The organism is Variimorphobacter sp. HTMS_6 (assembly GCF_059717775.1).
Genome location: NZ_AP046094.1, coordinates 2,861,752 through 2,875,079, shown reverse-complemented (window position 1 = coordinate 2,875,079; position 13,328 = coordinate 2,861,752). Strand labels below are relative to the sequence as shown.

Sequence of the window (13,328 nt, the reverse complement as noted above, 5' to 3'; positions counted from 1 at the left end):
CTTAAAACCCTCCCTGATTTTCAATTTGATTATCTTTGTTTTCCTTATCAAGATCTTTCTTCTTACCAGCAATCAGGTATATGCCGAGGGCAATAATTCCACAACCTACAAAGAACTGAGGGAAGTAACGTCCGAAGGAATAAAGTATCTGTCGGATAACATCCGGAAGAACCCAGTTAATCATCGAGTAAAGATTATTCCACAGGATGGAAAAGCCCACTAAGATTAATACAATTGCGAAGATGAGGCGGGGCTTTCCTTGAAGGATGTTGGTCTTATTTGCAAACAGATCCGGATATATGATGTATTTATCCTCAACTACGTAAAACTTCTCATCCGGTAAGGAACGTAGATTAAAGGTATCAAAAAATGCAAAGAACCATATAACCGGCAAAGCAAATAAGAGTGGGCTAAGATTAAGCCAGGTTGAGGCAAATATTAAAAGGAAAAAAGCTGACATAAAGCTGGTTCCGCGCTTCATAAAGCCCATATACATTTGTCCTGCTCCGGGTAAGAATGCAAAACAAAAAGTTAAGAAATTACTTCGTTTGTTGATCATGATTAGATCCCTCCGTTTTCATTATTTTATTCGAAAAATTTAATATTGAATTACTGATTTGATCCATGTTATCTTTTATCGATGCTGTAATTGGTTCCTCATTGCTGGGTTCCTTAATTCCCACGAATACCACAGTTGGTGGGGCCTGAGAGGTGTTAACGATATGGGACAGATTCATCGTAATAATTAGGAGTGCTAATGCACATACAGTAGCCATGCCCACCTTTAGGCTATACCATATTAATTGTAACCTCTTTGAACTTTCCTTTGTTTTTTTAGAAAGCCTGATATCGGGGCGATTAACTGCTCTCATAATATTGGCTTTCAGATCACGTGGTGCAGTTATAACTTCTTCAGACATTAAGGAGGCAAAATGATCAGCACAATAATCACAGCCGGAGATATGCTCTAGGAACTCAATTCTGTCGGCAGGATTCATAAGGTCATGTTGAAATAATATATAATCGTGTTCTTCGATATGATGTTTATCACTCATGGATGATTGCCTCCTTTCGATATGTTTTTTGGAGCAGCGTGCGGGCTCGGTAAATCTGAGTCTGGACTGTTTTGATGTTTTTTCCTGTGCTTGTCGCTATCTCTGCAGCAGATAGCTCGTGATAAAAATAATCCAGTGCAATTTCTCTGTAAGGCGGTTTTAATTGATTACACCGATCAGAGAGCTGTTGCTTAATTTCCTTCTCCAGTACATTTTCCTCCGGCAAGGGATCCTTGACCGGTTGTGCTAAAAAGTATTCTTCTTCTGTGGGGAGACTCTGCCTATCCGATCGTTTGATAAAATCCAGACATTTGTTTGTCGCGATACGACAAATCCAGGCTTTCTCATATTGACGGTCGAAGGTGGGAAGATGCTTATAGACAGAAAGAAATGTTTCCTGAGCCAAATCCTCCGCTTCAAAGTAATCTCTTACAATTTTATAGCAAATGGAGTAGATTAAATTTTGATATGTATCGATTAGATACTCATAATATTGCTCATTACTGATCGTTTCCGCCTCCCCTCTGTTATATATGTAAGTCGCTTCATGTAATTTATAACGATAGTATAATTCAAATGTCTTCAACTTTGAATGAAAAATTATGATTTTTTTTGTATTGACAAAACATACCTCTATAATAGACTCAATTTTACCAAATTATTATGATATTGTTGAAAAAGAAACAAAAATTAAATATAATATCAATAATACAATACGTGGGAGGAGCATCCATGAATAAAGGAGTACAGGTAATAAGGGGTTTTAGAGATTTATATAATAAGATGGTTTTTCTAAATAAGATTAAAATGGAAGAGAGACTGAAGGATTATAAACCCTCTGAAGTACATTGTATTGAGTATATAGGGGAAAATATTGACGCTAATGTAACAAAACTTGCAGAGTACTTTTTCATGACCAGGGGGGCTATGAGTAAAGTTACAAAGAAGCTTATTAATAAAGACATCATTGAGAGCTATCAAAAAGCTGATAATAAGAAGGAAATCTATTTTCGCTTGACCTCGAAGGGAAATGAAGTTTATAAAATCCACGAGAGCTTGCATAGGGAGTTTCAAGATAGGGATAAGGCGGTATTTGATCAGGTAAGCGAAGAACAATATAAAGTCATGCTTGATTTTATAGAGAAATATGGTAATCATTTGGATGAAGAAATAAAGAATCAAGGGTTAGATATTACGGAACAAAATGATATTGAATAATTGAACCATTTAATTCATTTTTATAGAGCTGATTGAAATGCTGCAACATATGCGTTTTATTCGGTTCTTTTTTGTTGACAAGGAAACAATATGATGATATCATAATTATGTTTCCTGGGAAACATAATTATGAGAGGTGTGAATTAACATGTACAAATTAAAATCAATGAATACAAAATCCATAGAACAAAGTGTGGATAAGAATGCTTTAATATTCGGCTTGATATCCGTGCTCCTCTATGGAATTGGATTTGGACTGACTACACCGGTTGTTCCATTTTTAGTGCAACCATATGTAAATAGTCCGCAAAATCAAGCTATTGTTATTGCTCTATTAACCTTCATCTATGCGGTTTGCGTATTTTTGGCAGCGCCGGCCCTTGGGGCTTTGAGCGATCGGTATGGTCGGCGCCCGGTTCTTATTATCTGTCTTTTAGGATCAGCCATAGGATATCTGATCTTTGGTATTGGGGGAGCATTATGGGTTCTGTTTTTAGGACGTATCATAGACGGGATAACAGGGGGGAATATCAGTACCATATTAGCATATTTTGCAGATATAACTCCTGATGAGCAGCGTACCAAATATTTCGGGTGGGCAGGAGCTGCTTCCGGAATCGGTTTTATCATCGGACCTTCCTTAGGTGGTTTGCTTGCTAAGTTTGGATATTCAACCCCTATGTATTTTGGTGTGATGATAACTTTATTAAATGTTGGGTATGGAGCAATTTTCATGCCGGAAAGTCTGAGTAAGGAGCATAGATTAAAAAAAATATCCGTTGTAAGGCTTAATCCATTTACCCAGTTTTCAAGTATATTTTCAGTGAGGAATTTAAAATGGATTTTTATTGCAATATTTTTACTAGGAGTACCTTCCGGTTCGTTGCAAACCTTCTTTTCACAGTTTGCGAAAGATTCATTCCACTGGGAACCTGTTATCATAGGAATAGTATTTTCAATAATCGGTGGAATGGACATTATTACGCAAAGTCTTATTATGCCCATGCTCTTAAAGAGACTCAAAGTAATACAGATTGCAGTCCTCGGTATGATCTGTGAAATGATAGCTTATGGACTAATTGCCCTTTCCGGCTTATTCTTAAGCGTTCCATTCTTTATTGTGGGAATTGTAATATTTGGATTTGGAGATGCCATATTTGGCCCGGCTGTTAACGGAATCGCTTCCAATTCAGTCAGACCGGAGGAGCAGGGTAGAATTCAAGGGGGAAGTCAATCCATTCAAGCACTGACACGTATTATAGGACCAATTCTTGGTGGAGTATTATACATATCACTGGGACATTATGCCCCTGCCGTTATGGGCGTAATCTTAGTGGGAGCAGCTATTGCTGCGATTCAAAAAGGGATTCAGAGAAAATATGTAGAATAACGGCATGTTACTATTACGAAATTGTATATGTATATACTCTATGTTATTTGAGTTTAATAAGAAAAAGGGAGTACCGCGAACTACTGTAAGATAGTTTCGCGATACTCCCTTCTTCTGTCGATTCAATAATTGATTCGATTATTTTAGAGCTTCTCTTCCCTCAGCGCCGTTGCTGACACGGATTACATTTTGAACATCATAAACAAAAATCTTTCCATCGCCGATATTACCGGTATGGAGAACCTTCTTAGCGGTTTCAACCAGCAAATCAACTGGGACCTCACAGATTACAATTTCAATCTTGATTTTTGATAAAAGCTTAATATCTACCGGCATACCACGGTAATATTCTCTGTGGCCTTTTTGAACACCGCATCCTAATACATTTGATACAGTCATTCCGGTGATGCCGATTTTATTCAATGCATCAATCAAATCGTCAAGCTTGTTGGGAGAAGTTATTATATCCACTTTAGTCATTACTTCATTCATAAGTATCCCTCCTTGTCTGTTAGGTACATTGTATCATTATATGGGAATAATAGCAATTAATATAGCCAAGTATACCCATGTTATCACTCGTACGATCGTTATCTGTTGTAGATGTTATAGGCAGCTTCCCCATGTAAGGCGATATCTAATCCAAGAGATTCAGCGTCCTTCTCCGTTCTAAGTTTTGCAACTAGACTGATGAGTTTTAAGATAACGAAGGTAGCTGCAGCTGCATATGCAGCACAGGCTACAATTGCAATAAGATGAGCTGTCAGAAGTTTGACATTACCGTGTAATAAACCATTTGCTCCATTAGCATTTACACTAGTTGTTGCAAAGATTGCGGTTGCGATAGAACCCCAGATACCGGCAACACCATGGCAACCGAATGCATCCAGAGCATCATCATAACCGAGCTTCACTTTCATGATCGCAATTGCGATAAAGCTTACTGTACCACCACCTAAACCGATAATAAATGCAGAAGTAGGGGTTACAAAACCGGCACCCTGTGTGATGGCAACAAGTCCGGCGATTGCTCCGGATATTGTTCCGAGGGTAGTCGGTTTCTTATTTATTAACCATTCGCATGCTACAAAAGCGATTGCGCCTGCAGCAGCTGATGTATTCGTAGTTAAAAATGCATTGATCGCCACACCGTTTATTGCAAGCGCACTACCAGCATTAAATCCGAACCAACCAAACCAAAGGATACCACCACCGAGAATAGCCATAGGGAGGTGATGTGGATCGGGATTTGTTTTCTTTCTCTTGCCCAATATAATAGCTGCGACAAGGCCGGATACACCGGAGTTGATTTCAACAACATTACCGCCGGCAAAGTCAAGAACACCCATATTCTTTAACCAGCCGTTGTCTGACCATACCCAATGCGCAATCGGATCATATACAAAAGTGGTCCATAGAAGAATGAACAGAATGAAGGCCGGAAAGCGCATACGTTCTGCAAAAGCACCCGATATAACAGCAGCTGTAATAACAGCAAACATCATTTGAAATATTGCAAATAATAAATGAGGAATGGATGAAGAATAAGCAGCGTTGGCATCCATACCAACGTTTTTCATGAAGGACCAGTCCAAATTACCAATAAAACCATTTCCAGGTCCAAAGGCTAAAGAATAGCCGAAGAAAATCCACTGCACAGAGATAATTACTAATGCAGCATAACTATGTAGTGTTGTACTTAATACATTTTTACTCTTTACCATACCACCATAAAATAATGCCAATCCTGGCACCATGAGCATGACAAGAGCAGCAGAGAAAATGACAAATGCCATATCTGCTCCATTTAAAGCTTTCATACATAAACCTCCTTGTTAAGTGAGCGGTCTCAAGGCGTCGTTGCGTTGAGAAATTGCCTCTTTCTTATTCGTTTCAACGATTGCGAACCAGACTACTCATGCCTATACAGAATTTAATTCCGTTGCCGCTTCCCCTTTGAAGGACTGATAGCATGAAAATTTCTTTGAATCCGTATCTGTAACCTTCAGTAGAAAAATGCACGAAAAAATGACGTTAAAAAATGAGAACATAATTGAACTCATCTTCTAGACGTCATTGTCTCGCTGAATTGTATATAAAATCTACTGGATTTTTATATTATAATGAAAGTTAATGGAGATTTCAAGTATTATTTTTTACAAGGATTAAAATGGAAAAACAATAGCAAGAATCTACACAATATCTTAATGCCCATATATATTTTCAACTGGTGATACATGTGCTAAACTAAATCGATATGCGATATTCAGTAATAAGTTATCAATCTGGATTAAAGTAGGGTAAACGGGAAAAAATATGAATAATACGAGGAGTGATAATAAAGTGGAACAAAAATTTAATCAGAATGATAATATGATCAGTGAAAACGAGCTGAGTGAAGAAGAGCTTGCGTTAATCCAATTGGAGGAAGATTATCAAACTGCGGTCAGATTACTTGCAAGTATAAAGTGTATGCTTATCAGTAATCAGTTAATTGATATGTATCAAAAGCTAATTATCGATCTGCAAGAAATGGATGGGTATAAAGATTCTCAGGATATGATTAAGATTTGTCAGGAGAATGTCAAAATTGCCAAGAAAGACTTAAAGGAAGTAATCTATAAGAAAGCAAATTATTTAAAAGAGAATGCACGAGACTCAGAGGATTACTCAGAAGCTATCAATGAATATAAAAAGGTAATAGGATATCTTGATTCAAAAGATTTGATTGAAGAGTGTGAAAAATTATCCGATATAAAGAGCAGGGATAAGAAAAGAAAATCAATGATAAAAACGCTAATTACAGTGCTTGTGTTAGTGGTTATCATTGTTGGTGCGAATACCAAACATGCAAAATACTATTATGCAAATGCATGTATGTTTACCAAAGCCTATGGCACAGCCATTCACGAATTTACTCGACTAAACAATTATAAGGATAGTGAATTGAAAAAGACCGAATGTTATTATTTGTGGGGAAAGTCACTGTCCCATACGAAAAAATTAGATGATGCAATTAATGCATTCGGTAATGCCGGAGATTATAAGGATAGTGCAAGTTTAAAGACGGTTGTGGAAAAGAAGGAAATGAAGAACAGTGTTGCAGGAGATATTATTACCTTTGGTAATTGTAGGTGGATTATATTGAGCAATGAAAACAATAATATATTCATGATACGAAAAAAAAACCTACCCGTTATGGCTTATAATGAGACGCAAGGTGATATAACTTGGGAGAAATCTACAATTAGAAAATGGTTAAATTCAGATTATCTGAATCAGGCATTTTCAAAAGAAGAGCAAAAGGAGATAGAGCTTACTAACTTAAAAAATAGCAAAAATACTACGTATGGAACAAGTGGTGGTAATGATACGAAGGATTATGTTTATCTTTTTAGTATTGACGAGGCAAAAACCTTTTTACCGCAATTACCAACTATGAAATTAAATGCGTGGCTTCGTTCTCCGGGAAGTAGTCAAAGAACGGCAGCCTTCTATTCCGAGAAGGGAACAATAATGGATTACGGTTATGATGTCACGAGCCAAACCATTCACGTTAGACCGGTACTTAATATAGCATTTTAGAGTGGTTTAAAAGGCTGTTACAATATGTTGATTTATTGTAACAGCCTTTTTGTATGTTCGTATTTTTAATTCAATTAATGTTGTTGATTAGAATTATTCTTGAACAAATATTTTATAGATTGCCTTGGTTGCTTCTTCAAAATCCTCTTCTGAAACACCAATGATAATGTTTAATTCGGAAGAGCCCTGGTCAATCATCTTAATATTTACTTTCGCTTCTGCCAAAGCGGTGAAGATACGTGCCGCTGTTCCTCTCGCTTTTCTCATACCTCGACCAACTACGGCTATTAAAGCAAGATTATTTTCAATATCGATATGATCCGGATTTGTTCTGGAGGTGATTTCATCCAAAACTACTTTTTCTTTCCCTTTAATTGCCTCTGTGTTAATAATTACACTGAGTGTATCGATACCGGATGGCATATGCTCAAAGCAAAGATTGCTTTTTTCAAGAGCACGAAGAACGTTTCTTCCAAAGCCTACGGCACTGTTCATCATATCTTTTTCAATATTGATAACGGAGAAGCCCTTTTTACCGGCAATACCGGTGATGATAAAATTACTGCTGTCGACAGTCTGGGATACAATCATGGTACCCTTATCCTCAGGGTGGTTGGTGTTTTTAATATTAATCGGAATACCCTTGGTACGTACCGGGAAGATCGCATCTTCATGAAGAACAGTAGCACCCATATAGGATAACTCTCTTAATTCTCTGTAAGTAATAGTTCTAATCGGTTTAGGATCCTCAACGATTCTAGGATCACAAATTAAGAATCCACTAACATCAGTCCAGTTCTCATATATTGTTGCATTGATCGCACTAGCAACAATAGAACCGGTAATATCAGATCCACCTCGTGAAAAGGTCTTAATCGTATCATTAGGCATAGATCCGTAGAAGCCGGGGATAACAGCATTTTCTAACTCCGCAAGTTTAGGACCCAATTTTGAGATCGTTCTATCTAAATCAAATATACCACTCTCATTGAAGTAGAGAAGACCAACGGTATCTAGAAATGGGAATCCGAGATACTTTGCAAGAACAATACTATTGAGGTATTCTCCACGGCTAGCTGCATAATCACGTCCTGCACTGTGAGCAAAGGAGGCTTTTATGTATTTAAACTCCTCCTCCAAAGATAAATCGATATTCAAGTCCTTTATTATAGAATTATAACGTTCTTCAATAGATGAGAATTCTATATCAAAATTCTCGCCTTTGGAAGCTTTATCATAACAGTTATAAAGCATATCTGTAATTTTAATATCTTCGGAGTAGCGTTTACCGGGAGCGGAGGCAACAACAAAACGTCTGGATTTGTCAGAGTGGATAATATCCGCAACCTTTTTAAACTGATTCGCATCAGCAAGTGAACTTCCGCCAAATTTCACAACTTTAGTATCATTCATAGACTATCCTCTTTCTACGCATGGAATCAGCGCGATTATTTATAAATTTTAACTTATATTTTTACATTATATTATAACTTGTTGAAATAATCAATTGTTGATAAAGAAAGAATTTTAACCACTTTCATGCAATATATTGTGGGATTTTTTGTATGTGCATTCATTCCAGCAATCATAACGTTTGTTCTCACCTTTCTATTTAATTGTCATAAAATATTGTATGAATTTAAACAAAGAAAGGGATACATCGTTGAATAGAGAAAATAACAATAATAGATCTAATAACCGTGATCAGAACCGGGATCAGCGTAATCGAGACAGAAATCAAAGACCTGGGTCGTCACCACAGCCACAACCTATGCCACAACCAAGGCCAGAGCCAAGGCCTATGCCAGGACCGCAGCCTATGCCACAACCAAGACCGCAGCCTATGCCAGGACCGGGATCAAGACCGCAGCCTATGCCAGGACCGGGTCCGAGGCCACAGCCTATGCCAGGACCGGGTCCGAGGCCACAGCCTATGCCAGGGCCGGAACCGAGACCACAGCCTATGCCAGGACCGGGACCGAGACCGCAGCCTATGCCAGGGCCAGGACCGAGGCCACAGCCTATGCCAGGGCCGGGACCAAGACCGCAGCCTATGCCAGGACCGGGACCGAGGCCACAGCCTATGCCGCCTAATTTCCCTCCTGTTTCACCCGGTATGGATGGAATGCCAAATACTCCTCCTCCCAACTTTGTTCCGGAAGCACCAAAGATGGAGAGAAGCCCGATGGGCGGGGTGTATTTTGTCAATCCATCTAATCAACAGGGTAGGTATAATCGTCCTATAAGAAGATGTTTAAATAGTTTTACGTATATCTGGTTAAGAAATGGAAGCAACTTCTGGTTTTATATTACCCGAATAGACGATAGATTTATTCAAGGGTTCCGCTGGACAGGAAGAGACTGGACATTCGACAGAATATCTCGAAATAGAGTGATTTTCTATCGATGTTTCTAAGATTGTGAATTAATGCACGGTATATGATAAATAGATTGGCTTCTTTATATGTATAAATAAAAAATCCCTACCCTTTCAGAAGTTGTGATAACTTTCATAGGGGTAGGTTTTTTTATCACCTTTGATTAATCCTCTTTATCTGTGGGCTCGGATATCTTTTCAGAATCCTGAATCTCCGCCGGAATTACCTTCTTTGCTTTGAAAGCACAAATCACAACAAGTGCAACACCAAATAAGAACAGGAAGATGGATATAAATTGTGAGGTAGATAGATTGCCAACTTGTCCACGCTCTAAATCACCGCGGAAGAACTCAATAATAAATCTTCCAACACTATAGAATATCAGATAAAAACCTGCAACCTGTCCATGAGCCTTTGTTCTTTTGGAAATCAGTACAAGAACAGCAAAGTTTAGAAAATTCAATAAACTGGAGATTGGCTGGGTAGGAATTAAGTGAACATCATTCGGCGCGTAATCTGAGTGAGGGAATATCAAGCTAAAAGGACTATTAGTCTCAGCACCATAACAGCACCCTGCCAAGAGGCAACCGATTCGTCCAAAACCTTGAGCCAGTGCGATAGAGGGCATAACAATATCAAAATACTCTAAGAAATTAAGCTTATGCTTCTTAGTGAATAAATACCCGGAAAAGATGCCGCCTATAATACCACCATAAACTACAAATCCTTCTGAAACCTGTAATAGTACGCTAGGATCAGAAATAATCTCTTTTAATTGAGTGATTATGTAAAGAAGCTTTGCACCGAGTATTCCACCTACTGCGCACCATATGGTCAGGTTAAATATGAGTTCATGTTTCAGACCTTTAAGCTTTGCCCGGTATTCTACTGTCAGGTAGGCCGCCATAATTCCGATAGCAATCATTAAGCCATACCCGTGAATTACGAAAGGACCGATTTTTAATAGTTCGTTTTTCATTATTATTTTCCTTTCTGTGTATACCTATGAATTTTGGCATTAGAATAAATTTAAACATAAAAATAATGGTTTACTAATTATTAACCACCATTTGCGTACATGTAATGAGATAAGTATATCGAATATTTATAAAAAAAGAAACAATAAATTTGAAAATCAGAAAAGGGAATCATATTTTAGTTGAAATATATGTAAATTACATATTGACAGCGTAACATTGTTATGTTACATTATAGTCATGAAATAAAACAATGTTACGTTACGGAGGTGAAATGTTTGAATTTAATATCAAAAAAAGACTTATTAGCAATCACCGGAATATCATACGGTCAATTATACAGATGGAAGAGAGAACGATTGATACCGGAGGAGTGGTTTATTAAACAATCATCATACACAGGACAGGAGACCTTCTTTCCCAGAGAGCAGATTTTAAGTAGAATCAATTCAATCTTGGAATTGAAGGATAACTATTCACTGGAGGAATTAGCGAAATTATTATCGCCGGAATCATCAGTGGCGCAGATATCACTTAAATCACTTCGGGAAGTAACTGAGATTGCTCCCGAATTGGTTGACAGCATGGAGGAGATATTCACAAAGGATAAGTTCGATTTTTCTGATGTGGCATTAATTGTTGCCTTATCGCAAGCAGCTGCAAAGTGCGGGATGTCCACCGAGCAGACGAAGCGATTGCTGGCGAAATCAGTTACACCGGCTATCGCGAAGAAGAATACAAATGTATTATGTACGGTATTTAAGCTGGAGGAGGAATATCACACCGTATTTTCCTTGAATTCTACACCATTGGCTTTTGACGACGATATTGAATCGGTAGAACATATCTACTTAAGTGAAGTATCAGATATGATTAAAATGAAGTATAAGAGTTTATTTATCAAATAATATTGGAAGGAGTAATTTGTATGGGTGATTATATTATGGAAGGTATCGGCAAGATAAACGGAGGCCAATTTGATACAGTTAAAATTGAAGGAGTTGGGAATTGCTCGAATGATTTAAAGGCAGAAAGCATAAACATCGAAGGGGTTTTCAACTGCTCCGGTGAAATTGAAGCTGGAACGTTGTATTGTGAAGGAGTAGCAAACTTTAAAGCAAGTATCAGAGCAAAAAAGATAAATGTTGAGGGCGTATTTAATGTAGACGCATTCGGAAAGATTGAAGCAACCGAGATTGTATGTGAGGGTGTAATTAAAGCAAAGGGTGAGATATCAACGGATATATTGAATGCGGAGGGCTGCATCGAAGCCGATGAGATAGTTGGTGATAAGATAAAAATATGCTCCCATAACCCGAGACATAAGATTGTTAATCTATTTAATCGTTTTCGCTCAAAGGTTAGAATGATTGAGGCGACAACGATTGAGTTATATGGAGTGAAATCACAAACTGTGAATGGTACAGATATTATAATCGGATCCAATTGTATCATTGAGAATGTTGATTGCAGTGGTACATTATTTATTGATGAGACCTCTAGTGTAAAGAATGTAACCGGTGAGTATACCAGAAGGTATTAAGTTGCGATTGCAGCGGATTGACACAGGGTATATCAGTAAGTATTTATTATTCTTTATGCGTGTGAATTTATATATACTGAATTAAATATCTAAGCCTTTCTTTGAAAACCTAATATCTTATCCATGGATATAATAGGAAAAATAAGTTGTAAAGTTATATTGTAATTATTATAATAGAGCTATACAAGTTATCGTATTATAGATGTCATAGAAGATATAGGTGGAGGGTAATTATATGATTGGATTTGGATTTATCGGTATATTTTATATTTTGTTTTCACTTGCTATAATTGGAATAAGTATCTACATCATAGTTTTACTGATAATGTTTTTAAGAAGAGGAATTGCAGCACTAGATATATACCTCTCAGAAAAGAGAAGTGGAAGATATTAATAGCTTTATAAATGAAAGAGCAGAATTGGAATAAGAAAGAACTAAATTTAAAAAGTTCTTATTCCGACTCTGCTTCTTTATGTTATAAATTATAAAGGTAATACAGTTTTTCCGAATTCCTGATTTACAACCTGTGCAAGGGCATTATAGATTGCGGATAAACCACAGAAGATACCTACGTATCCAGCAAACGTATGAATCTGCTCAATACCAGTAAAATCTCCTGCTGCAAGTAAGAAGAATAACGCAGCTAATGAGAAAAATACGATTTGAGAAGTACGGTTGTGCTTTAATGTTCCGATGAACATAAATAGGGTGAATATGCCCCAAAGAGTTAAGTAAAAACCAAGGCTTTTTGTGTCTGCAGCTGCGATACCTTTGAAAGGATTTATTTTGATTAAAACAAAAGACCACCAGAAGAAGCCATAAGCAGTAAAAGCAGTTGCTCCGAAGGTGTTATTTTTCTTAAATTCCATGATACCTGCAATAATCTGTGCAGCGCCGCCAAGTGCAATGCCCATAGCGATGATAACGATTGAAAAAGGTAAAAAGCCTGCATTGCATAAGTTGAGTAAGCAGGTTGTCATACCGAAGCCTAAAAGACCAAGAGGGGCTGGATTAGCAATATTAGATTGTGTTTGAGTTGACATAATTGTTAGTAGTCCTTCCATTATTATATTCGTGCAAAAACGCACAGGCCTTATCGTATCATTTTATAGGACAAATTTCAACAAAAAAATAATATACTTCAAAGGGAATTTATTACAAACATAAACATTGAAAGGAGA

The 13,328-nt window shown here is 37.3% G+C and carries 15 protein-coding genes; 7 read left to right on the top strand and 8 right to left on the bottom strand.

What is annotated here, in order from left to right:
- Position 1: 1 nt before the first annotated feature.
- Genes AC6IWN_RS13050 through AC6IWN_RS13040 form a run of 3 tightly spaced genes read right to left on the bottom strand, consistent with a single transcriptional unit; the run spans position 2 to position 1,641 of the window.
- Positions 2 to 559, bottom strand: a complete 558-nt coding sequence (locus AC6IWN_RS13050; RefSeq protein WP_497987850.1) for a hypothetical protein — start codon at positions 557 to 559, stop codon at positions 2 to 4.
- Entirely contained in the window at positions 540 to 1,055 is a 516-nt protein-coding gene (locus AC6IWN_RS13045; RefSeq protein ID WP_497987849.1) for an anti-sigma factor family protein, read from the bottom strand. Before AC6IWN_RS13045 ends, AC6IWN_RS13050 begins: the two co-directional genes overlap by 20 nt.
- Complete coding sequence (locus AC6IWN_RS13040; RefSeq protein ID WP_497987848.1) at positions 1,048 to 1,641, bottom strand: RNA polymerase sigma factor; 594 nt, start codon at positions 1,639 to 1,641, stop codon at positions 1,048 to 1,050. The genes AC6IWN_RS13045 and AC6IWN_RS13040 overlap by 8 nt, the downstream gene beginning before the upstream one ends.
- Before the next feature lie 146 nt (positions 1,642 to 1,787).
- On the opposite strand from AC6IWN_RS13040, the gene AC6IWN_RS13035 reads away from it, so the two are divergent.
- Positions 1,788 to 2,273, top strand: a complete 486-nt coding sequence (locus tag AC6IWN_RS13035) for a MarR family transcriptional regulator (protein ID WP_497987847.1) — start codon at positions 1,788 to 1,790, stop codon at positions 2,271 to 2,273.
- 148 nt (positions 2,274 to 2,421) lie between these two features.
- The gene (locus AC6IWN_RS13030) at positions 2,422 to 3,663 is read left to right on the top strand and encodes an MFS transporter (protein ID WP_497987846.1); all 1,242 of its coding nucleotides are present in this window, start codon (positions 2,422 to 2,424) and stop codon (positions 3,661 to 3,663) included.
- A 138-nt stretch (positions 3,664 to 3,801) separates the two neighbouring features.
- Here the strand turns inward: AC6IWN_RS13030 and AC6IWN_RS13025 are convergent, their stop codons facing one another.
- Together AC6IWN_RS13025 and AC6IWN_RS13020 are read right to left on the bottom strand one after the other, a co-directional pair.
- A complete protein-coding gene (locus AC6IWN_RS13025; RefSeq protein ID WP_497987845.1) occupies positions 3,802 to 4,155 on the bottom strand; it encodes a P-II family nitrogen regulator in 354 nt (117 codons plus the stop codon).
- Positions 4,156 to 4,253: 98 nt separating this feature from the next.
- A complete protein-coding gene (locus AC6IWN_RS13020; RefSeq protein ID WP_497987844.1) occupies positions 4,254 to 5,483 on the bottom strand; it encodes an ammonium transporter in 1,230 nt (409 codons plus the stop codon).
- Between the two features lie 523 nt (positions 5,484 to 6,006).
- On the opposite strand from AC6IWN_RS13020, the gene AC6IWN_RS13015 reads away from it, so the two are divergent.
- On the top strand, positions 6,007 to 7,248 hold the full coding sequence (locus tag AC6IWN_RS13015) for a DUF6273 domain-containing protein (protein WP_497987843.1): 1,242 nt from the start codon (positions 6,007 to 6,009) through the stop codon (positions 7,246 to 7,248).
- Positions 7,249 to 7,341: 93 nt separating this feature from the next.
- Here AC6IWN_RS13015 and AC6IWN_RS13010 read toward each other — a convergent pair whose 3' ends face one another.
- On the bottom strand, positions 7,342 to 8,661 hold the full coding sequence (locus tag AC6IWN_RS13010; protein ID WP_497987842.1) for an aspartate kinase: 1,320 nt from the start codon (positions 8,659 to 8,661) through the stop codon (positions 7,342 to 7,344).
- A gap of 250 nt (positions 8,662 to 8,911) precedes the next feature.
- Between AC6IWN_RS13010 and AC6IWN_RS13005 the strand changes: the two genes are divergently transcribed.
- Positions 8,912 to 9,664: a hypothetical protein gene (locus AC6IWN_RS13005; RefSeq protein WP_497987841.1), complete on the top strand. Its 753-nt coding sequence runs from the start codon at positions 8,912 to 8,914 to the stop codon at positions 9,662 to 9,664.
- A gap of 125 nt (positions 9,665 to 9,789) precedes the next feature.
- On the opposite strand, the gene AC6IWN_RS13000 is transcribed toward AC6IWN_RS13005, so the two are convergent.
- Complete coding sequence (locus tag AC6IWN_RS13000) at positions 9,790 to 10,605, bottom strand: prolipoprotein diacylglyceryl transferase (RefSeq protein WP_497987840.1); 816 nt, start codon at positions 10,603 to 10,605, stop codon at positions 9,790 to 9,792.
- A 276-nt stretch (positions 10,606 to 10,881) separates the two neighbouring features.
- Here AC6IWN_RS13000 and AC6IWN_RS12995 point away from each other — a divergent pair, with 276 nt between their 5' ends.
- The 3 genes from AC6IWN_RS12995 (at position 10,882) to AC6IWN_RS12985 (ending at position 12,540) form a co-directional block, all read left to right on the top strand.
- Positions 10,882 to 11,511 carry a DUF4004 family protein gene (locus tag AC6IWN_RS12995; protein ID WP_497987839.1) on the top strand — a complete coding sequence of 210 codons (630 nt, stop codon included), beginning with the start codon at positions 10,882 to 10,884 and terminating at the stop codon, positions 11,509 to 11,511.
- 20 nt (positions 11,512 to 11,531) lie between these two features.
- Positions 11,532 to 12,146, top strand: coding sequence for a hypothetical protein (locus AC6IWN_RS12990; RefSeq protein WP_497987838.1), 615 nt, complete (start codon positions 11,532 to 11,534; stop codon positions 12,144 to 12,146).
- Positions 12,147 to 12,381: 235 nt separating this feature from the next.
- Entirely contained in the window at positions 12,382 to 12,540 is a 159-nt protein-coding gene (locus tag AC6IWN_RS12985) for a hypothetical protein (RefSeq protein ID WP_497987837.1), read from the top strand.
- 89 nt (positions 12,541 to 12,629) lie between these two features.
- On the opposite strand, the gene AC6IWN_RS12980 is transcribed toward AC6IWN_RS12985, so the two are convergent.
- Complete coding sequence (locus tag AC6IWN_RS12980) at positions 12,630 to 13,190, bottom strand: acetate uptake transporter (RefSeq protein WP_497987836.1); 561 nt, start codon at positions 13,188 to 13,190, stop codon at positions 12,630 to 12,632.
- Between the last annotated feature and the right edge of the window lie 138 nt (positions 13,191 to 13,328).

Bases quoted from the DNA above. Each gene is read 5' to 3' on its own strand.
- AC6IWN_RS12985 (WP_497987837.1), top strand. From the start codon at position 12,382: ATGATTGGATTTGGATTTATCGGTATATTTTATATTTTGTTTTCACTT.
- AC6IWN_RS13050 (WP_497987850.1), bottom strand. From the start codon at position 559: ATGATCAACAAACGAAGTAATTTCTTAACTTTTTGTTTTGCATTCTTA.
- AC6IWN_RS13025 (WP_497987845.1), bottom strand. From the start codon at position 4,155: ATGAATGAAGTAATGACTAAAGTGGATATAATAACTTCTCCCAACAAG.
- AC6IWN_RS12980 (WP_497987836.1), bottom strand. From the start codon at position 13,190: ATGTCAACTCAAACACAATCTAATATTGCTAATCCAGCCCCTCTTGGT.
- AC6IWN_RS13010 (WP_497987842.1), bottom strand. From the start codon at position 8,661: ATGAATGATACTAAAGTTGTGAAATTTGGCGGAAGTTCACTTGCTGAT.
- AC6IWN_RS13045 (WP_497987849.1), bottom strand. From the start codon at position 1,055: ATGAGTGATAAACATCATATCGAAGAACACGATTATATATTATTTCAA.
- AC6IWN_RS12990 (WP_497987838.1), top strand. From the start codon at position 11,532: ATGGGTGATTATATTATGGAAGGTATCGGCAAGATAAACGGAGGCCAA.
- AC6IWN_RS13000 (WP_497987840.1), bottom strand. From the start codon at position 10,605: ATGAAAAACGAACTATTAAAAATCGGTCCTTTCGTAATTCACGGGTAT.
- AC6IWN_RS13020 (WP_497987844.1), bottom strand. From the start codon at position 5,483: ATGAAAGCTTTAAATGGAGCAGATATGGCATTTGTCATTTTCTCTGCT.
- AC6IWN_RS13030 (WP_497987846.1), top strand. From the start codon at position 2,422: ATGTACAAATTAAAATCAATGAATACAAAATCCATAGAACAAAGTGTG.
- AC6IWN_RS13035 (WP_497987847.1), top strand. From the start codon at position 1,788: ATGAATAAAGGAGTACAGGTAATAAGGGGTTTTAGAGATTTATATAAT.